Origin of the sequence: Pseudomonas sp. OVF7 (assembly GCF_030644265.1) — a bacterium.
In the GTDB taxonomy this organism is placed as follows: domain Bacteria; phylum Pseudomonadota; class Gammaproteobacteria; order Pseudomonadales; family Pseudomonadaceae; genus Aquipseudomonas; species Aquipseudomonas gorinensis.
In genome coordinates this window covers 4,593,132-4,619,547 of record NZ_CP128996.1, presented here as the reverse complement: position 1 = coordinate 4,619,547, position 26,416 = coordinate 4,593,132, and the positions used below count along the sequence as shown (strand labels likewise).

Genomic DNA, 26,416 nt, shown 5'->3' with positions numbered 1-26,416 from the left:
TTCGGATTTTTTCAATTAATTTCTCAACCCTGCCGATAGCCTGGATAGGCCCACACTCCAATTAGAACGGTGGCGCCAAAGGTCCAGGCTGCGCGTTGACGCCCACGGATCGTGTCGCGGCAAGGATGCTCGCCCACACTACTTCTCGAGAGTACCCCTATGTCCCTTCGTAATTTGAATATTGCCCCCCGTGCTTTTCTCGGTTTTGCGTTCATTGCGCTACTTGTCATTATTCTCGGGGTGTTCGCGGTCAACCGCATGACGACCATCCGCCAGGCATCGTTGGACATGTCGGCCAACCAACTGCCCAGTGTGAAGTACCTTGGCAATCTGACCGAAAACGTGTTGCGCCTGCGCATCTTGTCCTTCCGGATCCTGATCAACCGCGAACCCGCCGCCCTGGAAGAGGCCAAGACACGTGTGGGCGTGCTGGTGGACAAGGTCAAGGTGGCTCAGAAGGCTTACGCGTTAACGCCCGCCGGTCCGGAGGAGGCGGCCCTGTATAAAACCTTCGCCACGACCCTCGACAACTACCTTACTGCCCAGGCCGAGATGTTGTCGTTGTCCCAGCAGAACAAAGTCGAGGAAATGCGCACGCTCATCAACACCCGCATCAAGGACGGCACGGACCAGATGGGTGAGCAGTTGAACAAGCTGATCGCAATCAATAGCGCCGGCGCCGACCAGGCCGCCCGTAACGCCGAAGGTAGCTATCAGCAAGCCGTCAGCGGGATCGTGATCGTGTCGGTGGTGGCTGCGTTGATGACGGTGCTGCTGGCCTGGTTGCTGACTCGCAGCATTGTTACGCCGCTGCGCAAGGCCGTGGAAGTGGCCGAGACCATCGCCGGTGGCAACCTGACCAAAGTCATTGAAGACGCTGGCAAGGACGAGCCGGCACGCCTGATCACTGCCCTGTCGCGCATGCAAGCCAACCTGCGCCAGACCATCCAGCATATTGCCGGCTCGGCCACACAGTTGGCGTCCGCCGCCGAAGAACTGAGCGCCGTGACCGAGGAAGCCTCCAAAGGCTTGCAACAGCAGAACAACGAAATCGACCAGGCGGCCACGGCGGTCAACGAAATGACCGCTGCGGTCGAGGAAGTGGCGCGCAATGCGGTGTCCACCTCCGAGGCTTCCAACCAGTCCAACCAGGCCGCACGCGAAGGCCGCGACCGGGTGGTGGAAACCGTCGGCGCGATCCAGACCATGACCCAGGACGTACAAAACACCGCAGCGATGATCGAAGGCCTGGCGACCCAGGGCCGTGACATCGGCAAGGTACTGGATGTGATCCGCGCCATTGCCGAGCAGACCAACCTGCTGGCGCTCAACGCGGCGATCGAGGCCGCCCGTGCCGGTGAAGCCGGGCGTGGTTTCGCGGTGGTGGCCGACGAGGTGCGGGCCCTGGCCCATCGCACCGCGCAGTCGACCCAGGAGATTGAGAAAATGGTCGCCGGCATCCAGAACGGCACCGGCGAAGCCGTGCAATCCATGCAGCAAAGCAACCAGCGCACCCAGGACACCTTGGAAATGGCCCGGGCTGCCGGTGTGGCGCTGGAGCAGATCACCCAATCCATCAGCCTGATCAACGAACGCAACCTGGTGATCGCCAGCGCCTCGGAAGAACAGGCCCAGGTGTCTCGCGAAGTGGACCGCAACCTGGTGAACATCCGCGACCTGGCGACTCAGTCGGCGGCGGGGGCCAACCAGACCAGCGCGGCCAGCCATGAGCTGTCGCGCCTGGCGGTGGATTTGAATGGGATGGTGGCCAGGTTCGTTATCTGACCCACTTTGCAATGCCATCCAAATGTGGGAGGGAGCCTGCTCCCGATGGCGGCGGGGCAGTCAACTCATCTACTGACTGATCCGCCACCATTCATGCCAGTCAGTTAAGGCGAAACACTTTAACTGTGGCGAGCGGGCTTGCTTGTGGCGAGCGGGCTTGCCCTAATGCCGTTCAGTTAAGGCTTTTTTGTAGGAGCGAGCTTGCTCGCGAAGAACTCACAGGCGCCGCGTTCACTCAGGAAACACGCGTTATCGTTGACGTTTTTCGCGAGCAAGAACTAGGCGTCCCCCTCGCTCCTACAGAAGGCGATGTACGCTTAACTGAACGGCATTAGGGCAAGCCCGCTCGCCACAGGGGCGGCGCTGCCTCCTACGATTGCTTCCAGGCCCCTGGGTTCACCAGGTTTTTCGGCTTCTGGCCCGCCAGCGCCGCCAACAGATTATCCACCGCACACTGGGCCATCGCTTCGCGCGTCTCATGGGTCGCAGAGCCGATATGCGGCGTTGCCACTACGTTGTTCAAGCGCAGCAACGGCGAATCGTGAGGCAGCGGTTCGCGCTCGAACACATCCAGCCCCGCCGCGCGAATCGTGCGCTGCTGCAAGGCCTCGACCAGCGCGGCTTCATCCACCACCTTGCCGCGGGAGATATTGATAAAGATCGTCTCCGGGCCCATCAGTGCGAATTCCTGGGCGCCGATCAACTGCTCCGTTTCAGCGGTCAACGGCAGTGTCAGGCAGACGAAGTCCGCTTGTCGCAGCAAGTCGTCCAGGCTGCGGTACTGCGCGCCGAACCGTTCTTCCACCAAGGGCTTGGGCGAGTGGCTGTGGTAGATCACCGGCATGCCAAAGCCGAAATGCCCGCGCTGGGCCAGGGCTTCGCCAATGCGGCCCATACCGATGATGCCCAGGGTCTTGCCATGCACATCGCTGCCGAAGTGCGCCGGGCCGATGTTTTTGTTCCATTGGCCGGCACGCACCATGTCGGCCAACTCGACCACGCGCCGGGCGGTCGCCAGGATCAGCGCGAACCCAGTGTCGGCGGTGGTTTCGGTGAGCACGTCGGGCGTGTTGCTGAGCAGGACGCCGCGCTGGGTCAGGTAATCGATATCGTAGTTGTCGACCCCCACTGAGACACTGGCCACCGCCTCCAGGTTGGGTGCCAGGTCCAGCAGCTTGGCATCCAGGCGCAGGCTCGCACCGAGCAAACCGTGGGCGCCGGGGAGGGCATCGCGCAGTTTGGCCAGGCCGCTGTCATCCAGCGCCTCGATCAAGGTGACCTCGGCCTGCTCATGCAGGCGGGCCATCAGCGGGGCAGAGAGTTTCTTGTACAGCACGATGGATTTTTTCATCAGGTCTTGGCCTTCAATTCGAGGGTATGCAAAGGCGCGCGCACGCGGTCGCTGGCGCCAGGCTTGAGGAAAATCGTCAGCACCACCGAGAGCATCAACGCGCCGCTCATCAGCAGGTATGACGCGCCGGGCGAGCCGGTGCTGCTATTGAGGTAACCCACCAGGTACGAACCGCCGAACGAACCGAGCGCGCCCATGCTGTTGATCAGGGCCATGGCGCCACCGGCGACGTTGGCGGGCAGGATTTCCGGGACGATGGCGAAGAACGGGCCATAGGGCGCATACATGCACGCACCGGCGATGACCAGCAGGGTATAGGACCACCAGAAGTGTTCGGCACCCAGCACGTAGGACGCGTAGAAGGCGATCGAGGCGATCAGCAACGGTGGCCACACAAAGCGTTTACGTTTTTGCAGTTTGTCCGAGCCCCAGGACACCGCCAGCATGCCGATCACCGCCGCCAGGTAAGGCAGGGCTGACAGCCAGCCGGCCTCGACCATGTCCATTTTCAAGCCCGCCTTGAGGATCGACGGCAGCCACAGCACAAAGCCATACACGCCGATGCTCCAGCAGAAGAACTGCAGCGCGAGGATGATCACCTTGGGTGAGCGGAACGCCTCGGCGTAATTCTTCACGGCCTTGATGCCCACCTGTTCGGCGGCCAACGCAATTTCCAGGTCTTTTTTATGCTGTTCGCTCAGCCACTGGGCGTCCGCAGGCCTTTCATCCGCCAGTTTCCACCAGATAAACGCCCACAGCACCGCCGGCAAGCCTTCGATGATGAACATCCAGCGCCAGCTGAAATGCTGCACCAGGTAACCCGACACCACCGACATCCACAGCATGGTCACCGGGTTGCCGAGGATCAGGAAGGTGTTGGCCCGCGAACGTTCGGCACGGGTGAACCAGTGGCACAGGTACACCAGCATGGCGGGCATCACCGCCGCTTCGACCACGCCGAGCATGAAGCGGATCGCGATCAGCATATAGGCGTTGGACACCACGCCGGTCAGGGTGGCCAGGCCGCCCCAGAGGATCAGGCTGACAAAGATCAGTTTCTTGACGCTGCGCTTCTGCGCATAGATCGCCCCCGGCACCTGGAAGAAAAAGTAACCGAGGAAAAACAGTGCCCCCAGCAACGACGACATGCCGGGGGTGATCATCAGGTCCTCGGCCATCCCGGAGGCGGCGGCGAAACCGTAGTTGGCGCGGTCCAGGTACGCCAGGCTGTAGGTGATAAAGACGATGGGCATGATGTACCACCAACGGCGGGTGGCGAGTTTCACGGTTTCCATGGGGTTGCTCCTGAGCTTGTTGTAGTTGTGGCAACAGGTAGTCGGTCAAGCGACGGATCGGGTGGGTAACGCTTCGCGCCTGGGCAGGCCTTCCATGTCGCCGCGACTTTGTACTGCGCGGCTGCCGATCCAATTGCCGCGCTGCACGGCCTCGGGGAAGCTGAGGTTTTCCAGCAGGGCACTGATCATGCCGACGGCAAAACCATCACCGGCCCCTACGGTGTCGACCACCTTGTCGACGCTGACGGCGGCGACAAAACCCTGGTCCATCTGGGTGCGGTAGTAGGCGCCGTCCGGGCCGAGCTTGATGGCCACGGCTTCGGCACCCTGGTCCAGGTAGAACGCGGCGATATCGGCCGGGTCCTCGAAACCGGTGAGCAGGCGACCTTCGCTCAAGCCCGGCAGGACCCAGTCCGCCAACCCGGCGAGGGCGTTGATTTCGCGGATCATCTGCGCCTGGCTGGCCCACAGCGAAGGGCGCAGGTTGGGGTCGAACGACACGCTGCGGCCGGCGGTGCGCATCTGTGTCATCAGTTCGAAGGACAGCTCGCGGGTGGCGTCGGACAAGGCCGGCGGAATACCGGTGGCATGCAGGTGCCGTGCTTGCAGCAGTACGGGGTTGATGGCGGCGATCGACAAATGGCTGGCCGCCGAGCCCTTGCGGAAGTATTCGACTTGAGGGTCGGCGCCAGCCTCTTCACGGGACTTGAGTTGAAAACCGGTGGGGTGCAGCGGGTCGACCGCCACATGGCAGCAATCCAACCCCTCCTGTTTCAACGTGTCGACCACAAAACGCCCGAGGGAGTCATTGCCCACCCGGCTCAGCCAGGCAACGTTGAACCCCAGGCGCGACAGGCCGATGGCGACATTGCTGTCGGCGCCAGCAATGCGTTTGTGAAAGTGGCCGACCTCGGCCAGCTCGCCGGTCTGTTCGGCGACAAACATCGCCATGGTTTCACCAAACGACAGGATATCGATCTCAGACATGGGCGTTCTCCGCGTGGGGTTGGCCAAGCAGGGCGAGGGTGGCGACCTGCCGGGCGGTGACGTCGAGCAGGTCTTCGCCTTGCAGCGGGAATTCCACGGCACGGGTAATACCTTGAGTCATATGCTTGAGCAGTTGTTCCCACAGATGCAGGTCGGTGGCGCCGGGCGGCAGGGCGACCAACTTGCCGTCCGGGCGACGGGCCACGGCCTTGCAGTGCAGGTAATCCACATGCCGGCCCAGCAGGCGCGCGGCGGTGAGGGCGGATTGGTCCTGCCAGTGCCAGTTGCCGATATCGAAGGTCATCTTGATCGGCAGGCCCAGGCGCTCCACTTCAGTGAAGAAGCGCTGCATCGGCTCGATGCGCCCGCCGTGCAGGGTCTGGTCGTTTTCCACCAGCAGGTGGACCGGATGGCGGTTGAGCAGGGCGTGCAGGCTTTCCAGGTCGTTGGTGTCGGTGAAATAACCCAGGGAGACTTTGAGCCAGCGCGCGCCAAAGGCCTGGGCACGGTCCAGGGTGGCGCTCAGCTCGGCATTCGGTTGGGCGCGGCCGGCGACCCACAGCTCAAGGGGCGATGAGAACACCGATTCGAGGCCCTGCTCGGCGGCGGCCCGGGCCAGTTCGACGGGTTGCTCGCGGGTCAGCAGCTCCTCACGCCACTCGATACGCTGGGCGCCGGCAGCCGCCAACAGTTCGACAAAACTCAGTTGGCCCTGCTGGCGTACGAGGTCGGCGCCGTAGCTGGAAAGGCTGATGGAAACGGGGTATTTATGCATTGTTGTGTCCCTCTGAAACCGGTTTCATTTTTTCTGAAAAAAACACTTTCCTGTCGGAGCGAACTTGCTCGCGAAAAACCTGAGCGCGCCGCGTTAAACCAGGATCGCTGCGTTATCGTTGGCGTTTTTCGCGAGCAAGCTCGCTCCTACAAGGGGTTGTGGAGCCTCGGAGAATCAGTTGGGGCAGGAAGTCCAGGGTGCGTGTCGGCTCGGTATCGCCGCGCAAGCGCTTGAGCAAGCAGTCGAACGCACTGGCGCCAATTGCCTGGGTCGGCTGGGCGAGGGCCGTGATGCCATTGCCCACCAATGGGTACCAGTCCAGGTCATCCAGGGCGATCAGGCCGACGTCTTCAAACAGGTGGCAACCCAATGCCTTGAGCGCTTGGGTGCAAGCGAGCGCGGCGATGCCGTTGGCGCAGAACAACGCCTTGGGGCCGGCCTTGGCTAGAAAGGTGTGCAAGTGGTTTTGCAGCGCGCCATCCAGCTCCAATACCGCGCCGGTCAACGCCGGGCGCCGGGCAATCTCGGCCTTGAAACTCTCCAGGCGTTCCAACCGCGAACTGGTGCCGTCTGTGGCTTCGCTCACCAGCAACACATCGCGATAGCCCTGCTGTTCGAGGTGTTCCACCGCCATGCGTACCGCCGCCGGGTTGTCCAGGCCCACCAGGTCGCTGTGCAGCGGTTCGACCTTGCGGTCCACCAGCACCAGGGGCATTTCCCGTTGCAGTTCCAGCAGTTGGTCAAGGTGATGGCCAAGGGTGTTCACGATCAGCCCTTCGATGTTGTACGAACGCAGCGCCGCCAGGTGCTGGCGCTCCTGCTCGTCATCACGGTCGGTATTGCACACCACCAGGCTGTAGCCATGCTGGCGGCACGCAGTTTCGACGCCGTGCATCACGGCAATGGAATAAGGGTTGCGGATATCGGCCACCAGCATGCCGATCAGGCGCGTGCGGCCGCGCTTCAAGCCACGGGCCATCTGGTTGGGGCGGTAGCCGAGTTCATTGATGGCGTGCTCGATGCGCAGGGCAATGGCATCGGAGAGCAGGGCGCGGTCGTCGCCGATGAAGCGTGACACGCTGGCCTTTGAGACCCCTGCGTGCAGGGCGACGTCGAGCATGGTCACGCGGCTGCGTTGAGCGGCGGAAAAAGAGGTCACGGTCGCGGGCCTTTCTTATTGGGGGTGGGTCATGGTTGATATGAAACCGGTTTCAGGAAACACCAGATTCGGGTGAATGGTCAAGCGTCAACTACAGGGATGGGACCGGTCTGGCCGACAAACGGTAGGGGGACCTGTGAGTTCTGACAGTATTCAGGGCTTGTGAAGTGGCGCTTAATTTGAGCGTGCAAGAGGTAGTGATACCGCCATAACACGTGTTTTTTCTAAACGATGCATCGGTTCGCTGGCTGAATAAGGAGAGTCGCATGACGCTTTCATCCAACCGTTTCCCCCCCTCCAGCCGCAGCGCAACGGCGCAAGTTTCAGAGCTAAAAAAGGCTGTTGTGGTCAAGGCCTTTGAAGATGACCCTGACGGGCTGATTCCCACTAAATATCTTTATGACCCCATTGAAGTCCAATTGACCCAGATCTGGGCCTTTCCCGCTGATACCGGGGAAGTCGACTACGTTCATTTCTCGATCAAGCCTCATACACCCGAGTCTCCGTATCCGCTTCCTCCGATTCCTCTGCCGGGCCCATTGACTCAGGAAAAAGACTTCCCCGTATCGCTGTTTATTAAGGGCAATTGGTTGAATATCAGTGGGTCTTACGACATTAGTTATTACATTGATGGGCCCGGCGGGATAGAACACAGCCCTTACACCACGACATTCACCATTGATCGGATAGCGCCAGGGGGTAACCAACCCCTGGGGCCTGGTGAGTTTGTTGATCCGGACGTCCGCACCTATGGAATTACCGAAGAGTATTTGAGCGATCCAGATCACCTGACGGTGGATTTTAAAATTCCTTCATATCTGGATCGAAAAGCCTTCGATGACGTTCTGATTTTTTTATTGAACGATGAATCGGCCAATCCTTATGAGGCGGCTTATGAGCACACGTTCCCTTCTGCGGTATCCGATTTGGTTGTACCTATTCCGGGGGATAAATTCCGTACGTTGTTGAACGGTCCCCGGATCGTACGGTATACCCTACGGGACCGAGCAGGTAACCAACGCGTCGATGCCTCCGGGCCCACCCCTGTTTATATCAACCTCAAACCATCGCCCAGTGGCCTGAAGCCGCCGCGGGTGCTTGCCTTTGATTTCGACGGTTTGATTGATCGCAAGGATGCGCGGGCAGGCGTAACGATGCGATTCGAGGCGTATTTTGATTGGGATCCTACTGATGAGGTTGTGACTCTTTGGAATGGTATCCCTCTGTCAAGAGAACCGGTTGAGGGATTTCCGAAAATCGTCTCAATCAGTTGGCCGGTATTGATCCAGAAAGGCTACGTGCAGACCAGAATGCCAGTGCAGTATGAGATTTACCGTGCTGGCAAGCCCGATGGAGTTCTATCGCCAATACAACATGTGGATTGCGACTTTCGCGTGGCCGGGCAAGATCATGACCAGGCACCCGCTGAATATAACCGACACCTTGAACGAGTCGAGATCCGCGGGCAGGGGAGCAATACGCCGAATCACTTGGATATCCGGGATGCCGATCAACCTGTCACGGCTTCGGTTCTTCTATTTGATGATCCGCATGCAGGCGAGCAAATGTTCCTTTACTGGGGGGATAGAGAGGACCCCGTTGCTTCTTATACGGTACAGCCCACGGATTTCGCTGGCAGGCGGGTGACTTTTTCGCCTATCGCCTGGTCGGTGGTTGAGCAGACGCCAAACAATCCGGCGTTCCCTGTGCGTTATCGCACCAGCAATGGTGTGAATGAACAACTGGCCCCTGATCAGGCAGTAAATATCAATGTGACAGCACCGGTAAACTTTCCTCAAGCTGAGTTTGTTCACGTTAACTCATTTGGTTGGCTCAACTGTCAGACCGTCCCGCCGCTCTGGGACGGTGTGCATGTTCGTGTTTTTAAACATGCGGCCATTGAGATCAATGATGAAATACGCATGCATTGGCAGGGTACGTCGGGTTTTGCAGGCAGCGGTCCTATTAAAGAAACCGAAGGATTGTTCTCACAGTCGTGGAATGGGGATGATGAGCGCCTCGGTTACCACGACTTTGTAGTGGATTACCGTCCTTACGTTGAGCCGATCAAGAACCCCACGGGAGAGGGGGCGGGCGCTTACGCCGAGTTCACGGTATGGCGCCTTGGTATGCGTGTGGGGACTTCACGCATTCGTTACGTGAAGATCGACCGATTGTTTGCCCATACACCACCGATTTATTGTGGGCCGAATGGTAATGGTCCGGAATCTGATCGTTGATAGTAAGTGGTCAGTTATAAAGTTGCATAAAAGTTAATTAATCATCTTCCGCTGTGCTTGATCGGAGAGGGACTCTGTGCGGCCTGCTGTTTAATAAAAAGTTGTCAGCAGTCCATTCACCGCAAGCTATTAACATAGGCAAGGAGAGACTGAAATGACCGTTAAAAGTGTTAAGCAAGTGATAGTAAGTGGTTGGGAGAATCCTAATCTGGAAGCACCGAATTTTCCCCAGGCGCTAGAGGATGGTAAAGGTTTGGTCTGGCGTCCTTTTCTGGATCGTGATGGCGGCCTTGTTCTGGAATGCCCCATTTGGCGGTTTCCCGACGATGGGGATGAAATGCAAGTTGAATTCAGCCCTGCCGGGGTTTCATCCTGGACACCATTGGACCCGATTTTTTTTCCAACCGAGCCTTCTGGTCCGCATGTTGAGGTCACGGTTTCAGTCAATCTATTAGGCCATGGTGAGTTTGATCTCAGGTTCAAGGTAAAACCTGGATCAGGTGGGGATTATTCAGACTTTTCCAAAGCTCAACGAGTGAAGATCGATCTGTATGGTCCCTATAAGTCCCCAGGTAAAAGTGAGGCGCCTGCTAGGGGCGTTTATCCTGCCTCATTGCCTCAAGGCGCAGATATCACCCAAGAAACATTGGACTTGAATCCCAGTGGATTCGAGTTAGGGATTCCTTCCTATGGGGATTGGGACGTAGGGGATATGGTGTCGGACGTCTGGTTCACATCGGAATTGCCTCCGGATGACTCGCCCTCGCTGGGCAGTTTTCCAATGCCTTCGGGGGGAGCGGATTTCAATTTGCCCATTACGTTCTTCGACACTGCTGTAGATGGGATTTTCTTCTGGTTTTATCGACTGCGAGATGCGGCCGGCAATTACAGTGAAATCTCGAAAGTTCCCACTGGGCGTCGTTTGAGACGCAGTGCGAATCTGGTACTGGCACCTCTGAAGGTGGTCAGTCCTGCGGGTAGCACGCTGATCGATATCGACGCTTGGACGGCGGGGGTCCAGTTGGCGATTCCCCTTTATGCATGGGATCCTGGCGACCAATACATTCTGAAATGGGGAAGCCAGGAAACCACGCCCGCGCCGTTGAACGGTGTTTTCGATTTTGTATTCACCGCGCCTCCTCAACTGATCATTGATGAGTATGGCTCGCAGGAAGGTCCTATAGAGACAGCTCTGAGCTACATCATTCTGAGGACGGGTTCAAAAAACCGTCCGGATGATGAAACATTGGTGGATGTCGACCTGAGCAAAGCGGGTCCAGTGACTCCCCTGCCGGGTGATCCGAGTCCTGACCTGGATCAGGTCACCATACAGGGGCCTGCATCTTTCCCTCCTAGAGAGAACTATCTGAATTCCGCTGACATCGATCACGTAGATGACATTCTGGCGGTCTTCGATCTTTGGAGCGTTACTCCAGCACCGGCCGAAGGTGATGTCATTACGTTGTATTGGGGAAGCCGGCTGAACATAGCAGGTACTCATACTATTGCTTTTGGCGAGGGCGCAGGTGCTCCAATCACTATCGTGGTCGACAAGGCAGCGATTGCCGCAGCGGGTAATGGTCCAGCGATCGATGTTTTTTATGGGGTGCGCAATCCCGCATCGACGAACAGCAATTTCTCAGAAAGTACGCCCGTTGAAGTCGACGATGCGATCACTCACACACTGGATGCGGCTGAGTTCCTCAATACCCTGCCTTGGACCGGCGACCCACGGGGAAGGATTAGCTGTGCATCTCTGCGACCAACAAGCGACCCGGAATACCTTGAAGTGAAAATTCCTCCAAACGCTGAATTTTTTGCGGATCAAGTAGTGGTAACGATCGAGTATGTGGCCTCAACGGGGCTTGCGGGTGACCAACCTATCGAGCCAACACGGGGTACTAGCTCGGTGACGCTGGATCCAACCACCGCAGCCAACGGCTTCATCTTCCACCTGCAACCCTTCGACCCTCACCTTAAAGTAGCCGGCGCGAAGCCGCCCTATAACTCGCTCTGGTTGCAATATTCTCTGGACGTGAGCGGAACGCCTGCTAGGTCAGTACCAGCAGTCATTCCTGCGAGGATGGTGACCGCCAACAACTACTGCGACGGTAGTAGTGACTCTGCTCCATAGCGCTGTACGCAAGGCATCGAGGGATAACCTTCTTCGGTGCCTTTTCTAATAAGTCGGCTGAATGGCGTCCTCTTGTTATCTTCAGATTTATCCTACTTACCGTTACGCCCTCCAACTATAACCTCGCGGCCTCTACAGGTCTGGCTCCACTCCATCGGAACGAGCCATGCCATTTGGTCAGGCATATTGTCAGAGCGAGTGTTACAGCATGTTCATCAAACATATTTTCAAACTTTCACCTTTAAGTGCGGCAGTCAAAGTGTCGTCGTTCGGATTACTTCTGGGTGTTGCGGCGCAGGCTCATTCCGAACAGGGAGTGGTAGCGCCTGGTGAGTCGAAGGTCATTGAATCCGGTGAAACCGTAAAAAACTGGGCGCTGCAGAATGGCTCCAGCCTGACCGTCAATGGGGCAACCACAGCGGCTATTCGGAGCCTGGGTGCGCAGCTCACTGTGAACAGTGGGAGTACTATCGAGCGTATCGTTGCTCAGGAAGGTTCCACGGTTGCTATCCAGAATTCCACGGTCATGTCCACGGCGCCAGGCGCCTCGGCAATGGAACTTACCAATGGTACTGCAACCATTTCCGGCAGCCATTTGGAGAGCGCCCAATCCGTTGGTTTAGTGCTGAACCGGTACAGTTCTACACCTGGCGGTTCTACCGCCCATGTTAGTAACAGCACAATAAAGGGCGCTCAGGCGGGTGCCTCAGCCACTCAATTGAGCGAACTGCATTTTTTTGACTCGCTGGTACAAGGGACGGCTGTCGGCAGTACCGGTGTCCTGTTGATCGGCGGTTCGGCCTCTGCTCAGAACAGCATGCTAGTGGGTGAGCGCAATGGTGTACGTTTCACCCGTGCGGCAGGTATTACCGATGACGGCACATTGGTACTCGATCAGTCGACCGTTGAGGGCAAGACGGGGGCGGCCATTTTGGTCGCCGGCCAGACCGGGCGCATTCCTACAGCCACCATCGAAGTGAGTAACGGCTCGCAGTTGATCGGCGGCAACGGTAACCTGCTGGAAGTGACCGGTGGCGCAACTGCCAACATGAATGTCAACAACAGCCATTTGAACGGCAATGTGTTCGTCGAGGCCGGTAGCAGTGCCAATCTGAGCTTGCAAAACCACTCATCGTTGACCGGCAGCTTGTTGAATGTCGATAGCCTTGCCATAGGTGATGGTTCGTTCTGGAACCTGACGGGTAACAGCCTGGTGGGTGCGCTTGATCTCGCGGGCGGTACGGTGAAGTTTGGCGAAACGGATGCGTTTTATCAGTTGGACCTGGAGACACTGAGTGGTAACGGTACATTCGTCATGGGCGCTGATTTTGCCCAGGGCCTGAATGATTTTCTGAATATATCTGGCGATGCAACCGGTCAGCACAGTTTGTTGGTGGCGAGCAGCGGCCTGGAGCCTGTGTCGCCCGGTGACGTACATATCGTGCACACCGGCGGCGGCGATGCCGAGTTTTCGCTGGTGGGCGGCGCGGTGGATGTCGGTGCATGGTCCTATGGGCTGAAGCAGGATGGTAACGATTGGTTCCTCGACCCCAGCGCACGGACTATCAGCCCCGGTACTCGCTCGGTGCTGGCGTTGTTTAACACCGCGCCGACCGTATGGTATGGCGAGATGACTTCGTTGCGCAGCCGCATGGGCGAGTTACGCCACCATGACGCTGAAGGTGGTGGCTGGATTCGTAGCTACGGCAACAAGTACTCGGTGTCGGGCGCTAATGGCGTGGGTTATAAGCAGAGCCAACGCGGTTTCTCTCTCGGCGCCGATGCACCCCTGAGTGAAGACAGCCAATGGCTGGTTGGGGTCATGGCAGGGCATAGCAACTCCGATCTGGACCTGAGCCGTGGTACTTCCGGCACGGTGAAAAGCTACTACGTGGGCGGCTATGCCACTTGGATGGATGCAGACAGCGGCTACTACTTCGACGGTGTTATCAAAGCCAACCGCTTTGAGAATGAGTCCAAGGTCGGCCTCAGCGATGGTGCCAAGGCTAAGGGTAAATACGGCACCAACGGCATTGGTGCTTCGGTAGAAGTGGGTCGCAACATCAAGCTGGAGAATGATTTCTTTGTCGAACCGTTTGCTCAGGCATCCACTATTGTGGTCAAGGGCAAGAACTATGGGTTGGACAATGGCCTGCAAGCCAAAGGCCAGAACACCCATTCGGCACTCGGTAAGCTGGGGGTAACGGTAGGTCGCGATTTTATAATGGATGACGGCAGCATCGTTCAGCCTTACCTGCGTACAGCGGTAGCGCATGAGTTTGCGAAAGACAATAAAGCATCGGTCAACGGCCATGTGTTCAACAATGACGTCTCAGGTTCTCGTGCTGAGTTCGGTGCTGGTGTAGCGGTCTCACTGTCGAAAAACCTGCAGCTGCATGCTGACTTCGAGCACAGCAAAGGTAAACATGTCGATCAACCATGGGGTGCTAACGTGGGTGTGCGTTATAGCTGGTAACTCATACGTATGTATCCAAAAAGGAAGCTTCGGCTTCCTTTTTGGTATGTGCAGTTTAACGACCTTCGGGCGTCAGCCCAGGCTGAACAGCGCAGAGATGGTAGAGACTGGGTTGCCGTCGTCACGGGTTTGGATATCGCTGAGTCCACCCGTGGCGTGGGTATTTGAAGGGTCAATGGCCCTGAATTCGACCAATCCGGAGAAACCGTATCGCAGTACAGGCTCTAAAAGGTCATCAGTGCTATAGGTAAACCGAATGTCCGGATGGTCCTCCAGTCGATAGATGCCTATGCCATAAGTTGAAGGTAGCGACAACTGCAACTTGTGGGTCACGCCGTTGCTATCGACTCTACTGCCGGTGATCGTCCATTTTCCTGCCGTGCAGGTGATTGAAAATATATTGGCGGTGAAATCTTCGCCGTCGATAATGCCTTTAAAATACTGGGCGGCCAGATGCAGTTTTGGTGGACGGTGACGGTGGATGGCGGTCATGAGCGTTTCTCCTTGGGGGCTGGGAGCGTGTCGAGTGCCTGGCGATTACGTCTCCACCTGGACTGCCACATCAACGCGCAACGTGTTGGGTTATCGACTTCACACAAATACTTTCAATCAAGTCGGCAGTGCCTTCAGGCGAGCTTGAAGGACACGCTGTCTAGTCTCAAAAAGGTAATTCCCACCATCAGTACACGCAGTTGGTGCGTACCGGCTGGAACTTGGAAGTTACGTTGATAGGGCTGGAACGTTTCCGGCCCTCTTAATTCAATATCCAGCAAGATAACGCCGGTATTGGCCACGTCGTACAACCGGGCCGCACCGTCCCCGCTTGTGGGGTTCGCGGCCATCAGGTTAAAACTGTAGGTTTTGCCAGGCTCTACCGCTATGTCCTGATAGATCAAGCCCCCCAGGTTCGCACTGCAGACACCGGCGGTGAAGTTGACGCTTGACGCTGGCCCAGGCCTTTCTACGGTCCAATCAGCGTTATTTTGGATGAAATCGCCATTTCTGATCAGCTCCGGTCGAACTGGAGTGGTGGTGTCCACGAGCAGTTCAATCTCGTCGACACAAACCTCGCCTGTCGTGCCCGTGACGGTGACGGTAGCGGAGGTTGTACCGGCGGGAGGGGAATAGTTGAACTCTCGTTTGGTCCACAGATGAAAAGCATCGAGCTCAATACGATCGGCTGTACCCGAGGGCTCAGAGGTGATCACCACCGCGCCAGCACCCTTGAAGATCACTTGACTCCACATGCGCAGTAAGTAACTGGCACCAGGGTTGATATTGACCTGCTGGGAGGCCTGACCGGTAAGTGCTCTACAGTATTGTCGGGAGTAATCGACAGAGCCTGTTGTATTCCAGTGCATTGCGTATTGACTGAAATTACCGTTGAGGAGGAGGTTGCTGGTTGAGGCCGTTCGCCTTGGCATTATTTTTTCTCCCGCCGGAAAGTGGTTGCAGCCGGTGATTTTCAGTTGCACATCAGCGCTTCTACGGCACGTAGTGCGGCTGCATACGTGAGGCTATTCGGCGCCATATTGACGTTGCACACAACTGTCAGAACTAACAGGTCAGGGAGCCACTCGTCGGATAGAAGAGCGATTGAGCCTCAACCAAACAGGCCCGCAGCGATATTGATCGAGAAGCCCAGGATCGCCGTGTTGAACAGAAACCCGATCAACGATTGCCCCAGCACCACTTTGCGCATGGCGCGGGTCGCCACCCCCACGTCCGCCGTTTGCACGGCCACGCCGATGGTGAAGGAGAAATACAGGAAGTCCCAGTAATTGGGGGTGCGCAGGTCTTCGGCAAAGCGCAGTGCAGGCTCCGGGCCTTCCCAGGTGTAATACAGGCGTGCGTAATGCACGCTGAAAATCACCCCGATCAGCAGCCATGAACCGATCACGGTCAGCCCGGTAAAGCCGTAGTGCAGCAGGCGCGCGGTGGTCGGCAGGTCTTTGCTGCCCACCAGTTCGAAGGTGATGGTCGCCAAACTCGCAATGGCGGCGATGCACACGATGAACAGCACCAGGCCGGCGTTTTCGTCTTCGATCTCGGCGATGCGTTTGACGTCCGGGGCCTTGGCGCGGATGGTCAGCCACAGCATCAGTACCAGGTAAGTCCAGACCCCGGTGTTCCAGCCGATGAGGATCTTGCTGACGACGCTGTCGGCCGGCACCAGGATGCCAGCGGCAAGGCCCAGGGCGGCGGCAGCGGAGAGGCGAGGGTGGGTGCGGGCGAGGAAGGGCATGGGGGCTCACAAATGGCTATTTGTGAGCACCTTAGCGCATTTTTTGTGGCGAGCGGGCTTGTCCCGCGTTGGGCTGCGCAGCAGCCCCAAAACATAACCCCGGACCTGCCTGGCACACTGCAGCGCTCTTATTGGGGCTGCTGCGCAGCCCAACGCGGGACAAGCCCGCTCGCCACAGTTACCGTGTCCCCCAAAAAGCCTTAGCTCTTTTTGCGCACCAGCTTCATGACCACCACAAAGAACACCGGCACAAACACCACCGCCAGTGTCGCCGTGATCATCCCGCCAATCACCCCCGTACCAATCGCCTGCTGGCTGGCGGAACTGGCGCCGGTGGCAATCGCCAATGGCACCACGCCGAGGATGAACGCCAGCGACGTCATGATGATCGGGCGCAGGCGCAAGCGCGCGGCCTTCAGGGTGGCGCTCATCAGGTCTTCGCCCTGGTCGTACAGGTCCTTGGCGAACTCGATGATCAGGATCGCGTTTTTCGCCGACAGGCCGATGATGGTGATCAAGCCGACCTTGAAGAACACATCGTTGGGCATGCCGCGCAAGGAAACGGCCACGACCGCGCCGAGTACGCCGAGCGGCACCACCAGCAATACCGACGTGGGGATCGACCAGCTTTCATACAGCGCTGCCAGGCACAGGAACACGATCAGCAGTGACAGACCCAATAGCAACGGCGCCTGGGAGCCGGACAAGCGTTCCTGCAGTGACAAACCGGTCCACTCCTGGCCCAGCCCCGCCGGCAACTGGCTGACCAGGCGCTGGATTTCTTCCATCGCCTCGCCGGTGCTGTGCCCCGGTGCCGCTTCGCCGCTGATGGCGATGGCCGGGTAGCCGTTGTAGCGCGTCAACTGCGCCGGGCCCTGGGTCCATTTGGCTTCGACAAAAGCCGACAGCGGCACCATCTTGCCGGTTTTGTTGCGCACATTGATCTTCATCAAATCCGCCACTTGGCTGCGCTGGTCGCCTTCGGCCTGCACCACCACGCGTTGCATGCGGCCCTGGTTGGGGAAGTCGTTGACGTAGGCCGAGCCGATGGCCGACGACAACACGCTGCCCACATCGGCAAAGGCCACGCCCAATGCGTTGGCCTGCTTGCGGTCCACCTCCAGCTGTACCTGCGGGGCTTCGGCCAGGGCGGTTTCGCGCACGTTGGCCAGGATCGGGCTTTTGCCGGCGGCGTTGAGCAACTCGGTACGTGCCGCCATCAACGCCGCATGGCCAACACCGCCGCGGTCCTGCAAGCGGAACTCGAAACCGCTGGAGGTGCCCAGGCCGTCCACGGGGGGCGGCAGGATCGCATAGGCAATCGCGTCCTTGAGCTCGCTGAAGGCCATGTTGGCGCGGTCGGCAATCGACGCGGCAGAATCGTCGCTGCTGCGTTGCGACCAATCCTTGAGCGTCGTAAACGCCAGCGCCGCGTTCTGCCCCGAGCCGGAGAAACTGAAACCCATGATCATGGTGGTATCACCCACGCCGGGTTCCCCGGCGTTGTGCGCTTCGATCTGCTCGGCCACCTGCACCGTGCGGTTCTTGCTCGCACCAGGCGGCAACTGGATATCGGTGATGGTGTAGCCCTGGTCTTCCACGGGCAGGAACGAGGAGGGCAGGCGGCTGAACATCCACCCCAGGCCCACCAGCAGCACCAGGTAAATCAACAGGTAACGGCCGCTGCGCTTGAGGGCATAGGCCACCCAGCCTTCGTAGCGATTGGTGAGGCTTTCAAAACGCTGGTTGAACCAGCCGAAGAAGCCGCCCTTGGCGTGGTGATCACCCTTGGCGATCGGCTTGAGCAGCGTCGCGCACAAGGCTGGGGTCAAGGTCAGGGCGAGGAACGCCGAGAACAGGATCGAGGTGGCCATCGACAGCGAGAACTGCTGGTAAATCACCCCCACCGACCCCGGCATGAATGCCATCGGCAGGAATACCGCGACCAGCACCAGGGTGATGCCGATGATGGCGCCGGTGATCTGGCCCATGGCTTTCTTGGTCGCGTCCTTGGGCGACAGGCCCTCGGTGGCCATGATCCGCTCGACGTTCTCCACCACGACGATCGCATCGTCCACCAGGATGCCGATGGCCAGCACCATGCCGAACATGGTCAACACGTTGATCGAGAAGCCCAGCAACAGCATGGTGGCGAAGGTGCCCATCAGCGCGATCGGCACCACCAGCGTCGGGATCAGCGTGTAGCGCACGTTCTGCAGGAACAGGAACATCACCGCGAATACCAGCGCCATGGCTTCGAGCAGGGTGTAGACCACCTTGGTGATCGAGACCTTGACGAACGGCGAGGTGTCGTACGGAATCTTGTATTCCACATTGGCCGGGAAGTAACGCGACAACTCGTCCATCTTCGCCCGCACCAGGGTCGCGGTACTCAGGGCGTTGGCGCCTGGCGACAGTTGCACGCTGACGGCGGTCGAGGGCTTGCCGTTCAGGCGTGTGGAGAACTGGTATTCCTGGCTGCCCACTTCCACACGCGCCACATCGCCGATGCGCACGGTGGACCCGTCCGGGTTGGCCTTGAGCACAATGTCGGCGAACTCCGCCGGCGTAGACAGCTGGCCCTTGACCAGGATCGCCGCCGTGATCTCCTGGGTATTGGTGCCCGGCAAATCACCGATGCTGCCGGCGGAAACCTGTGCGTTCTGTGCGCTGATCGCGGCATTCACGTCGGCCGGCGTGAGGTTGAAGCCGATCAGCTTCTGCGGGTCGATCCAGATGCGCATGGCGCGTTCGGCACCATACAACTGGGCCTTGCCCACCCCGTCCAGGCGCTTGAGCTCGTTCATCACGTTGCGCGCCAGGTAATCGCTGAGCGCCACGTCGTCGAGCTTGCCGTCGTTGGAGGTGAGCGTGACCAGCAGCAGGAAGCCGGCAGACACTTTCTCCACCCGCAAACCTTGCTGGGTCACGGCTTGGGGCAGGCGCGGCTCCACCGCCTTGAGGCGGTTCTGCACATCGACCTGGGCCATTTCCGGGTTGGTGCCCGGCTGGAAGGTCGCGGTAATGGTTGCCGAACCCAGGCTGCTCTGGGATTCGAAATACAGCAGGTGATCGGCACCGTTGAGCTCCTGCTCGATCAGGCTGACCACACTTTCATCCAGGGTCTGGGCCGAAGCGCCCGGGTACACCGCGTAGATTTCCACTTTCGGTGGTGCGACGTCGGGGTACTGGGCCACCGGCAACTGCGGGATGGCCAGCGCACCGGCCAGCAGGATGAACATGGCCACCACCCAGGCGAACACCGGGCGGTCAATAAAAAACTGCGGCATGGCGGGTTATTCCTTTACGAGCGGGCTGTCGTCCACTTCAACTTTTTCACCGGGCCGCGCGTGTTGCAGGCCCTCGACGACGATACGATCGCCGGCCTTGAGGCCGCTGCTGACGATCCAGCGGTCTTCGATGACCGCGCCCAGTTCCACCGGTTGCAGGCTCACGGTTTGTTCGGCGTCCAGCAACAGCACCATGGGGATACCGGCGCTATCACGGGTGATGGCGCGTTGCGGCACGCTGATGCCCTGTTTGTCGACGGCCTGTTCCAGGCGCACGCGCACGAAGCTGCCGGGCAACAGGTCGAGGTCGGGGTTGGGGAACTCGCTGCGCAGGATGATTTGACCGGTGCCCGGGTCGACGCTGATTTCGGCGAACAGCAACTTGCCTGGCAGCGGATACAGGCTGCCGTCGTCCTGGATCAACGTGGCCTTGGCCTGGTCCTGGCCGACTTGCTTCAAGCTGCCCGCGCGGAAGGCGCGGCGCAGGTCGTTCAGCTCGCGGGTGGACTGGGTCAGGTCGGCGTGAATCGGGTCCAGTTGCTGGATAAGCGCCAGTGGCGTGGCCTCGTTCTGGCCGACCAGCGCCCCCTCGGTTACCAGTGCGCGGCCGATGCGCCCGGAAATCGGCGCGGTCACGGTGGCATAGCCCAGGTTCAGCCTGGCGCGCTCGACGGCGGCCTTGTTGGCGGCGACTTCGGCGTTGGTCTGGCGCACGGCGGCGCGGGCGTTGTCGTAGTCCTGGCCGCTGATGGCATTGCCTTCCACCAACTGGCTGTAGCGCTGCTCCTGTAGGCGCGCCTGGAACGCATTGGCCTCGGCTTTGCTCAGGTTGGCCTGGGCACTGTCCAGGTCGGCCTTGAACGGTGCTGGGTCGATGCGAAACAGCACGTCGCCCTGTTTGACGTCATGGCCTTCCTTGAACACCTGTTGCATCACCACCCCGGCGACCCGCGCACGCACTTCGGCAATGCGCGGCGCGGCGATACGCCCGCTCAATTCGCTGGTGATGGACAGGGGCTTGGCTGCAAGGGTTTCGATCCTCACTTTGACCGGGGGCGTTGCCGGTGCCTCACCGGCCGACTTGTCACAGGCGCTGAGTGCCAGCGTCAGGGCCAACAGGCAAAACGGCGCAAACAGATTCTTCGACATGCTCTTATCCCAATATTGACTGGCACATCCTAAGGTCACCTGCGCCGTGGTGCTGTGAAGCTGTGTAGGTCGTCTGTGAAGAAATGTAAGGTGCAGCCCGCAGGGCACCGGGGGCGTATATCCTTGCACAACCTTGCTTACAATGAGGATCAAATGTGGGAGGGGGCTTGCCCCCGATCGCGGTGAATCAGTCAACGACTCTGTATCTGAAGCACCGCCATAGCAGGCAAGCCTGCTCCCACATGGGATTTGTGAACGACACATCACTGTATTTCTGGAAACATCATGCCCAACATCCTCCTGGTCGAAGACGACGCCGCTCTCTCCGAGCTGATTGCCAGCTACCTGGAACGCAACGGTTACCACGTCAGTGTGCTCAGCCGGGGCGATCATGTGCGCGAACGCGCGCGCCTCAACCCGCCCGACCTGGTGATCCTCGACCTGATGCTGCCCGGTCTCGACGGCTTGCAAGTGTGCCGCTTACTGCGCGCCGACTCGGCGGGCCTGCCGATCCTGATGCTGACCGCCCGTGATGACAGCCATGACCAGGTGCTGGGCCTGGAAATGGGCGCCGATGACTATGTGACCAAACCCTGCGAACCGCGCGTGTTGCTAGCCCGTGTCCGCACATTGCTGCGCCGCAGCAGTCTGTCGGAGCCCCAGGTGGCCAACGACCAGATCGTCATGGGCAACCTATGCATCGACCTGTCGGAACGCACCGTGAGTTGGCGTGAGCAGGCGGTGGAGTTGTCCAGCGGTGAATACAACCTGTTGGTGGTGCTGGCACGGCATGCCGGCGAGGTGCTCAGCCGCGACCAGATCCTGCAACGCCTGCGCGGCATCGAGTTCAATGGCACCGACCGCTCGGTGGACGTGGCGATTTCCAAGCTGCGCCGCAAATTCGACGACCACGCTGGCGAGGCGCGCAAGATCAAGACCGTGTGGGGCAAGGGCTACTTGTTCAGTCGTTCCGAGTGGGAATGCTGATCCATGTTTCGTGTGCTGCTACGCCTCTACCTGATCACCATCGTCACCTTCAGCGCGGCGATCTACCTGATTCCCAAGCTGGTGGTCCAGGTCTTCGAACACCGTTACCTGGCCTACAACGTCGAGCAGTCCCGGGGCATGCAAACCCTGATCGTCAAACAGTACCAGCGGGCGCCAGTGGAGCGCTGGTCCCAGGTCACCGAGCAACTGGGCCGCGATTTCGCACCGCTGAAAGTCGAACTGCTGCTGCGCCAGGACGCGCGCTACACCCCTGAAGAAGAGGCGCTGCTGGCACAAGGCAAACCGGTGATTCACCTGGGCGAGTGGGGCTGGATGGAGGAAATCAGTTCGCCGATCAATGCGCAGTTCGCGGTCAAGCTGACCGTGCCGCCGGACCCGCTGGACATGAACCTGCTGTACTGGTCGATGAACGTGCTGATCGGCGCCGCGTTACTGGCCTGCCTGTTGGTGTGGCTGCGCCCCCATTGGCGCGACCTGGAGCGCCTCAAAAGCACCGCAGCGCAATTGGGCAAGGGCAACCTGGGTGCACGCACGCATATCCCACCCAGCTCCAATATCGGCAGCCTGGCGGCGGTGTTCGACACCATGGCCGACGATATCGAGCACCTGCTGAACCAGCAGCGAGACTTGCTCAACGCCGTGTCCCACGAGCTGCGCACGCCGTTGACGCGCCTGGACTTCGGCCTGGCCCTGGCGCTGTCCGAAGACTTGCCGCAGGCCAGCCGTGAGCGCCTGCAAAGCCTGGTGGCCCATATTCGTGAGCTGGATGAGCTGGTGTTGGAATTGCTTTCCTACAGTCGCCTGCAAAACCCCGCGCAACTGCCGGAGCGGGTCGACGTGGTGCTCGACGAGTTTATCGACAGCGTATTGGGCAGCGTCGATGACGAACTGGAAAACCCCGAGATTGTCATCGACGTAGTCCTCGACTGCAGCGTCGAGCGCTTCAGTCTTGACCCGCGCTTGACCGCGCGGGCCCTGCAAAACCTGTTGCGCAACGCGACGCGCTACTGTGACAAGCGCATCCAGTTAGGCGTCAAGGTCTGCCCCAAGGGCTGTGAAATCTGGGTCGATGACGACGGTATCGGCATCCCGCTGGATCAGCGCGAACGCATCTTCGAACCGTTCTATCGCCTTGACCGCAGCCGCGACCGCGCCACCGGTGGCTTCGGCCTGGGCCTGGCGATCAGCCGGCGCGCCCTCGAAGCCCAGGGCGGCACCTTGACCGCCCAGGCCTCGCCGCTGGGCGGCGCCCGGTTTCGTGTGTGGTTGCCCAGTCAGGCCGATTAGAAAGTTGGCCGGGAAGGGCGCACACTGTGCCCCCGTTTTACCCGAGGAGAGATTGGCAATGACTGGTGTCCACACGTCTGCTCAGCAGGGTTTCTCGTCCCAGGCCGTCACTTATGCCCAGGGCCGCCCGAATTATCCCCGGCAACTCACCGGTTGGCTCAGCGACACGCTGCAGATCAATGCGCACTCTACGGTGATCGACCTGGGGGCGGGCACTGGCAAATTCACGCGCTTGCTCAACACCCTGGCACCGACGCTGATCGCCGTCGAGCCGGTGGACGCCATGGCCGCGCAGTTGCATAAACTGCTGCCCGACGTACGCCTGGTCAACGGCACAGCTGAATCCATCCCCCTGCCAAGCGCGACGGCCGATGCGGTGGTGTGTGCCCAGGCTTTCCATTGGTTTTCCACCGAGGCCGCGCTGGCGGAAATCCACCGTGTGCTTAAACCCGACGGGCGCCTGGGGTTGGTGTGGAATGTGCGCGATGAATCGGTGGATTGGGTGGCCGCCATCACCGCGATCATCACGCCATACGAGGGCGACACCCCGCGTTTTCACACCGGGCGTTGGCGCGAAGCGTTCACCGGCGAGTACTTTTCCGATCCTCAGGTGACGTGTTTCCCCTACAACCATGTCGGCAGCCCGCAGGAAGTGATCATGGATCGCTTCCTCTCCGTGAGCTTTATCGCTGCCTTGCCCGCTGCTGAAAAAGCCCTGGTGACCGAACAATTGCGCACCCTGATCGCGACCCACCCCGCGCTGAAAGGCCGCGACACCGTGGCATTCCCCTATCAGACCCAAGCCTACGTCAGCCACAAACTGACCAAAAAGGCATAAAGTCAGATCACATTGATATAAGTCGTTATAAGAAAAATCGCTATCCTGCGGCCAGAAATTTATAAGGCCGCAGGTAGCAGTGATGGAAGTGGGTAATTTTGGTTTTGTGATTGCTGGCCTGATCGTTGGTTTTATCGTTGGCATGACCGGTGTCGGCGGGGGCTCCTTGATGACCCCGATCCTGTTGTGGTTCGGTATCAACCCGGCCACCGCCGTGGGCACCGACCTGCTGTACGCCGCCATCACCAAGTCCGGTGGGGTGCTGGTGCACAGCAAGAACAAGAACATCGACTGGTCCATCACCGGGTGGCTGACCCTGGGCAGCGTGCCCGCCGTGTTGCTGACCCTGTGGTTCCTCGCCAGCCTGCACACCGACCCCAGCGCCATGAACGCTGTGATCAAGCAGGCTCTCGGCGTGGTGCTGCTGCTGACGGCCCTGGCGATCCTGTTCAAGCAACGGCTGTTGGCCTTCGCCCAACGCCATGCCGGCGACGATTACCATATGCACCCGCGTAACCTGAACACGCTGACGGTGGTGACGGGGGCCGTGCTGGGCACCATGGTCGCCCTGACCTCCATCGGCGCTGGCGCCCTCGGTACGGTGGCGCTGTTTATCCTGTACCCGTTCCTCGCCACGCGGCGCCTGGTGGGGACCGAAATCGCCCACGCCGTGCCCCTGACCCTGGTGGCGGGCCTGGGCCACGCCGGCATGGGCAATATGGACTGGCACCTGTTGGGTTTCTTGCTGATGGGGTCGCTGCCGGGGATCTACCTCGGCAGCCACATGACCGGCAAAGTGCCGGACGCGGTATTGCGCCCGTGCCTGGCGATCATGTTGATGAGCATTGGCTACAAACTGGCCTTTTGAGGTGTACGCCGTTGTGGCAAGTCCGCTCGCCACAGTCGCCCGCCCGCCATGAAAAGTGGTGAAGCCCCATGGTTGATAAGAGGGGGCAGTTTCAAACTTTCGCCGGGCCATTGCCGATTTGCCACACAAACGGCGGCTCGGTGCCATTGATCACCCAATCCCCGACAATTCGCGCCTTGTAGATCACCGGGTTGTGTGACGACACGGTCCGCGCATTGCGCCAATGCCGGTCGAGGGCTTTGCCCTGGCGCACATCCGAGGCCCCCAGCGCGTTGAACAACTCACTGGTGGCACGCTGGATCAACTCCGACACCACCACCTGCGCGGTGGCCGACTCGATTTCGGCGGCCACATTGGCCTCGCGCTCGGCAACATCATCCCCGGCGAACCGTGCCAGGTACGCCCGTTGCGCCGGCACTGCGGCTTTCAACGCAGTGGCTTGAGCGGCATATACCAGCGCCGCGACTTCGCCCACCACTTGCTGAATCTGCGCATCCTGGCTGACATGGGGGGCATTGCCATGGCTGTAGATGCGCTTGCGGTTGCGCACCTGCTGCGCCACATCGTTAAGCGCCGCGCGGCCGATCCCGGCCAGGCTGGCCAGCAGCACGAGCTGGTAAAACGCGGTCTGGTATTTGAAGCGGGTAGCAAAATCGATCACGTTTTCCGCTTCGACCACCGCGTCAGTAAAGCGCGAGGTGCCGCTGCCGGTGGTGCGTTGGCCGAAGCCGTCCCAGTCATCGCTGTGGGCCACGCCAGGCTGGCGCGCGCGGGTGGCGGCGATCACATCGCCACCGGTGTCACTGCGCTGGGCATAGACATCGATCCAGTCGGCGAAAATGCTGCCAGTGCTGTAGAACTTCTCGCCGTTGAGCTTCCACTGGTCGCCATCCGGGGTGACCTGGGTGACCACATCACCGATGGCCACGTTGCCGATTTCGGTCCAGGCGCAGCCAACGATATCGCCGTCGACAAAGCGCTTGAACCACAGGTCGCGACCGGCACTGGGCGGCGCATTCAAGCGGTCTTCGGCAAAGGCGAAGTGCCCGCGCAGGGCCTGGGGCACATTGGAGTCGGCGGCGGCCAGCTCGATCAGCAGTTCAAACAATTGCGGCAGGGACGCGCCACCGCCACCGTATTCCACGGGCACTCGCACTGCGCCAAAGCCGGCGTCCTTCAGCCACTGGATTGGCTCATAGGGCAGGGCGCGGGTTTGCTCGCGCTGCACCGCGCCTTCGGCGATGCGCTGGAAGATCGGCCGGAAGCGTGCGGCCAGGGTGGGGTAGTCGACGCCAATGGACAGCGGGTTGATGACGTGTTGTTCGGTCATGGGAAAGGCTCCGGGGCAGTGATCGATGCCAGGAGTGATTGCACACTCCGTGCCGGGTGCCGGAGCCCCTGTTTACGGGGGATTTGCCGCGTTCGCTGTTGCTCCAGCAACAGCAAACCGACAAATCGTCGCAAACCCTGACATCCGCATTCACCGCCGCTGGGTGCCGCAGGTTTGCCGCAGCACCCATGGCATGGGC

19 protein-coding genes are annotated in these 26,416 nt (G+C 59.7%); 8 read left to right on the top strand and 11 right to left on the bottom strand.

The features are described from left to right. The first annotated feature begins 159 nt into the window (after positions 1–159). Positions 160–1,785: a methyl-accepting chemotaxis protein gene (locus tag QU606_RS20975; protein ID WP_304997468.1), complete on the top strand. Its 1,626-nt coding sequence runs from the start codon at positions 160–162 to the stop codon at positions 1,783–1,785. Positions 1,786–2,155: 370 nt separating this feature from the next. Here the strand turns inward: QU606_RS20975 and QU606_RS20970 are convergent, their stop codons facing one another. The 5 genes from QU606_RS20970 to QU606_RS20950 form a co-directional block, all read right to left on the bottom strand. Continuing rightward, positions 2,156–3,136: a D-glycerate dehydrogenase gene (locus QU606_RS20970; RefSeq protein ID WP_150294983.1), complete on the bottom strand. Its 981-nt coding sequence runs from the start codon at positions 3,134–3,136 to the stop codon at positions 2,156–2,158. Next, the gene (locus QU606_RS20965) at positions 3,136–4,431 is read right to left on the bottom strand and encodes an MFS transporter (protein ID WP_069075849.1); all 1,296 of its coding nucleotides are present in this window, start codon (positions 4,429–4,431) and stop codon (positions 3,136–3,138) included. The genes QU606_RS20970 and QU606_RS20965 overlap by 1 nt, the downstream gene beginning before the upstream one ends. Before the next feature lie 45 nt (positions 4,432–4,476). Beyond that, positions 4,477–5,418, bottom strand: coding sequence for a sugar kinase (locus QU606_RS20960; RefSeq protein WP_304997467.1), 942 nt, complete (start codon positions 5,416–5,418; stop codon positions 4,477–4,479). Further along, positions 5,411–6,193, bottom strand: a complete 783-nt coding sequence (locus QU606_RS20955; protein WP_069075848.1) for a sugar phosphate isomerase/epimerase — start codon at positions 6,191–6,193, stop codon at positions 5,411–5,413. The genes QU606_RS20960 and QU606_RS20955 overlap by 8 nt, the downstream gene beginning before the upstream one ends. 112 nt (positions 6,194–6,305) lie before the next feature. Further along, positions 6,306–7,313: a LacI family DNA-binding transcriptional regulator gene (locus tag QU606_RS20950; RefSeq protein ID WP_201770119.1), complete on the bottom strand. Its 1,008-nt coding sequence runs from the start codon at positions 7,311–7,313 to the stop codon at positions 6,306–6,308. A gap of 305 nt (positions 7,314–7,618) precedes the next feature. On the opposite strand from QU606_RS20950, the gene QU606_RS20945 reads away from it, so the two are divergent. From QU606_RS20945 to QU606_RS20935, 3 genes are all read left to right on the top strand, one after another. Next, positions 7,619–9,592 (top strand): hypothetical protein, encoded by a 1,974-nt coding sequence (locus tag QU606_RS20945; RefSeq protein ID WP_304997466.1) that lies wholly within the window; start codon positions 7,619–7,621, stop codon positions 9,590–9,592. A gap of 154 nt (positions 9,593–9,746) precedes the next feature. Beyond that, complete coding sequence (locus tag QU606_RS20940) at positions 9,747–11,726, top strand: hypothetical protein (RefSeq protein WP_069075846.1); 1,980 nt, start codon at positions 9,747–9,749, stop codon at positions 11,724–11,726. A 208-nt stretch (positions 11,727–11,934) separates the two neighbouring features. Next, on the top strand, positions 11,935–14,202 hold the full coding sequence (locus tag QU606_RS20935) for an autotransporter outer membrane beta-barrel domain-containing protein (RefSeq protein WP_069075845.1): 2,268 nt from the start codon (positions 11,935–11,937) through the stop codon (positions 14,200–14,202). Between the two features lie 72 nt (positions 14,203–14,274). Here the strand turns inward: QU606_RS20935 and QU606_RS20930 are convergent, their stop codons facing one another. The 5 genes from QU606_RS20930 to QU606_RS20910 all read right to left on the bottom strand — a co-directional run bounded on the left by QU606_RS20930 (position 14,275) and on the right by QU606_RS20910 (position 21,279). Further along, positions 14,275–14,694: a hypothetical protein gene (locus tag QU606_RS20930; RefSeq protein ID WP_024075808.1), complete on the bottom strand. Its 420-nt coding sequence runs from the start codon at positions 14,692–14,694 to the stop codon at positions 14,275–14,277. Between the two features lie 134 nt (positions 14,695–14,828). Beyond that, the gene (locus QU606_RS20925; protein WP_168232922.1) at positions 14,829–15,677 is read right to left on the bottom strand and encodes a hypothetical protein; all 849 of its coding nucleotides are present in this window, start codon (positions 15,675–15,677) and stop codon (positions 14,829–14,831) included. 128 nt (positions 15,678–15,805) lie between these two features. Then, positions 15,806–16,447, bottom strand: coding sequence for a DUF1345 domain-containing protein (locus tag QU606_RS20920; protein ID WP_304997465.1), 642 nt, complete (start codon positions 16,445–16,447; stop codon positions 15,806–15,808). 200 nt (positions 16,448–16,647) lie between these two features. Beyond that, positions 16,648–19,737 (bottom strand): efflux RND transporter permease subunit, encoded by a 3,090-nt coding sequence (locus QU606_RS20915; RefSeq protein WP_304997464.1) that lies wholly within the window; start codon positions 19,735–19,737, stop codon positions 16,648–16,650. 6 nt (positions 19,738–19,743) lie between these two features. Beyond that, complete coding sequence (locus QU606_RS20910; RefSeq protein WP_342307777.1) at positions 19,744–21,279, bottom strand: efflux RND transporter periplasmic adaptor subunit; 1,536 nt, start codon at positions 21,277–21,279, stop codon at positions 19,744–19,746. On the opposite strand from QU606_RS20910, the gene QU606_RS20905 reads away from it, so the two are divergent. The 4 genes from QU606_RS20905 to QU606_RS20890 all read left to right on the top strand — a co-directional run bounded on the left by QU606_RS20905 (position 21,172) and on the right by QU606_RS20890 (position 24,887). After that, positions 21,172–21,873 carry a response regulator transcription factor gene (locus QU606_RS20905; RefSeq protein ID WP_024075804.1) on the top strand — a complete coding sequence of 234 codons (702 nt, stop codon included), beginning with the start codon at positions 21,172–21,174 and terminating at the stop codon, positions 21,871–21,873. The two genes, QU606_RS20910 and QU606_RS20905, sit on opposite strands and share 108 nt — an antisense overlap. Before the next feature lie 3 nt (positions 21,874–21,876). Next, entirely contained in the window at positions 21,877–23,181 is a 1,305-nt protein-coding gene (locus QU606_RS20900) for an ATP-binding protein (protein WP_024075803.1), read from the top strand. Between the two features lie 58 nt (positions 23,182–23,239). Continuing rightward, entirely contained in the window at positions 23,240–24,019 is a 780-nt protein-coding gene (locus tag QU606_RS20895; RefSeq protein WP_024075802.1) for a class I SAM-dependent methyltransferase, read from the top strand. An 82-nt stretch (positions 24,020–24,101) separates the two neighbouring features. Continuing rightward, positions 24,102–24,887, top strand: coding sequence for a sulfite exporter TauE/SafE family protein (locus QU606_RS20890; RefSeq protein ID WP_024075801.1), 786 nt, complete (start codon positions 24,102–24,104; stop codon positions 24,885–24,887). Positions 24,888–24,978: 91 nt separating this feature from the next. Here QU606_RS20890 and QU606_RS20885 read toward each other — a convergent pair whose 3' ends face one another. Beyond that, positions 24,979–26,217, bottom strand: a complete 1,239-nt coding sequence (locus QU606_RS20885) for an acyl-CoA dehydrogenase family protein (protein WP_024075800.1) — start codon at positions 26,215–26,217, stop codon at positions 24,979–24,981. Positions 26,218–26,416: the final 199 nt, after the last annotated feature.

Bases quoted from the DNA above. Each gene is read 5' to 3' on its own strand.
- QU606_RS20970 (WP_150294983.1), bottom strand. From the start codon at position 3,136: ATGAAAAAATCCATCGTGCTGTACAAGAAACTCTCTGCCCCGCTGATG.
- QU606_RS20945 (WP_304997466.1), top strand. From the start codon at position 7,619: ATGACGCTTTCATCCAACCGTTTCCCCCCCTCCAGCCGCAGCGCAACG.
- QU606_RS20930 (WP_024075808.1), bottom strand. From the start codon at position 14,694: ATGACCGCCATCCACCGTCACCGTCCACCAAAACTGCATCTGGCCGCC.
- QU606_RS20940 (WP_069075846.1), top strand. From the start codon at position 9,747: ATGACCGTTAAAAGTGTTAAGCAAGTGATAGTAAGTGGTTGGGAGAAT.
- QU606_RS20905 (WP_024075804.1), top strand. From the start codon at position 21,172: ATGCCCAACATCCTCCTGGTCGAAGACGACGCCGCTCTCTCCGAGCTG.
- QU606_RS20920 (WP_304997465.1), bottom strand. From the start codon at position 16,447: ATGCCCTTCCTCGCCCGCACCCACCCTCGCCTCTCCGCTGCCGCCGCC.
- QU606_RS20890 (WP_024075801.1), top strand. From the start codon at position 24,102: ATGGAAGTGGGTAATTTTGGTTTTGTGATTGCTGGCCTGATCGTTGGT.
- QU606_RS20950 (WP_201770119.1), bottom strand. From the start codon at position 7,313: ATGCTCGACGTCGCCCTGCACGCAGGGGTCTCAAAGGCCAGCGTGTCA.
- QU606_RS20915 (WP_304997464.1), bottom strand. From the start codon at position 19,737: ATGCCGCAGTTTTTTATTGACCGCCCGGTGTTCGCCTGGGTGGTGGCC.
- QU606_RS20935 (WP_069075845.1), top strand. From the start codon at position 11,935: ATGTTCATCAAACATATTTTCAAACTTTCACCTTTAAGTGCGGCAGTC.
- QU606_RS20895 (WP_024075802.1), top strand. From the start codon at position 23,240: ATGACTGGTGTCCACACGTCTGCTCAGCAGGGTTTCTCGTCCCAGGCC.
- QU606_RS20900 (WP_024075803.1), top strand. From the start codon at position 21,877: ATGTTTCGTGTGCTGCTACGCCTCTACCTGATCACCATCGTCACCTTC.
- QU606_RS20885 (WP_024075800.1), bottom strand. From the start codon at position 26,217: ATGACCGAACAACACGTCATCAACCCGCTGTCCATTGGCGTCGACTAC.
- QU606_RS20975 (WP_304997468.1), top strand. From the start codon at position 160: ATGTCCCTTCGTAATTTGAATATTGCCCCCCGTGCTTTTCTCGGTTTT.
- QU606_RS20960 (WP_304997467.1), bottom strand. From the start codon at position 5,418: ATGTCTGAGATCGATATCCTGTCGTTTGGTGAAACCATGGCGATGTTT.
- QU606_RS20965 (WP_069075849.1), bottom strand. From the start codon at position 4,431: ATGGAAACCGTGAAACTCGCCACCCGCCGTTGGTGGTACATCATGCCC.
- QU606_RS20955 (WP_069075848.1), bottom strand. From the start codon at position 6,193: ATGCATAAATACCCCGTTTCCATCAGCCTTTCCAGCTACGGCGCCGAC.
- QU606_RS20910 (WP_342307777.1), bottom strand. From the start codon at position 21,279: ATGATCGCCCCGGCTGAGCACACTGACGTGGTAACCGTTGCGTTCCAG.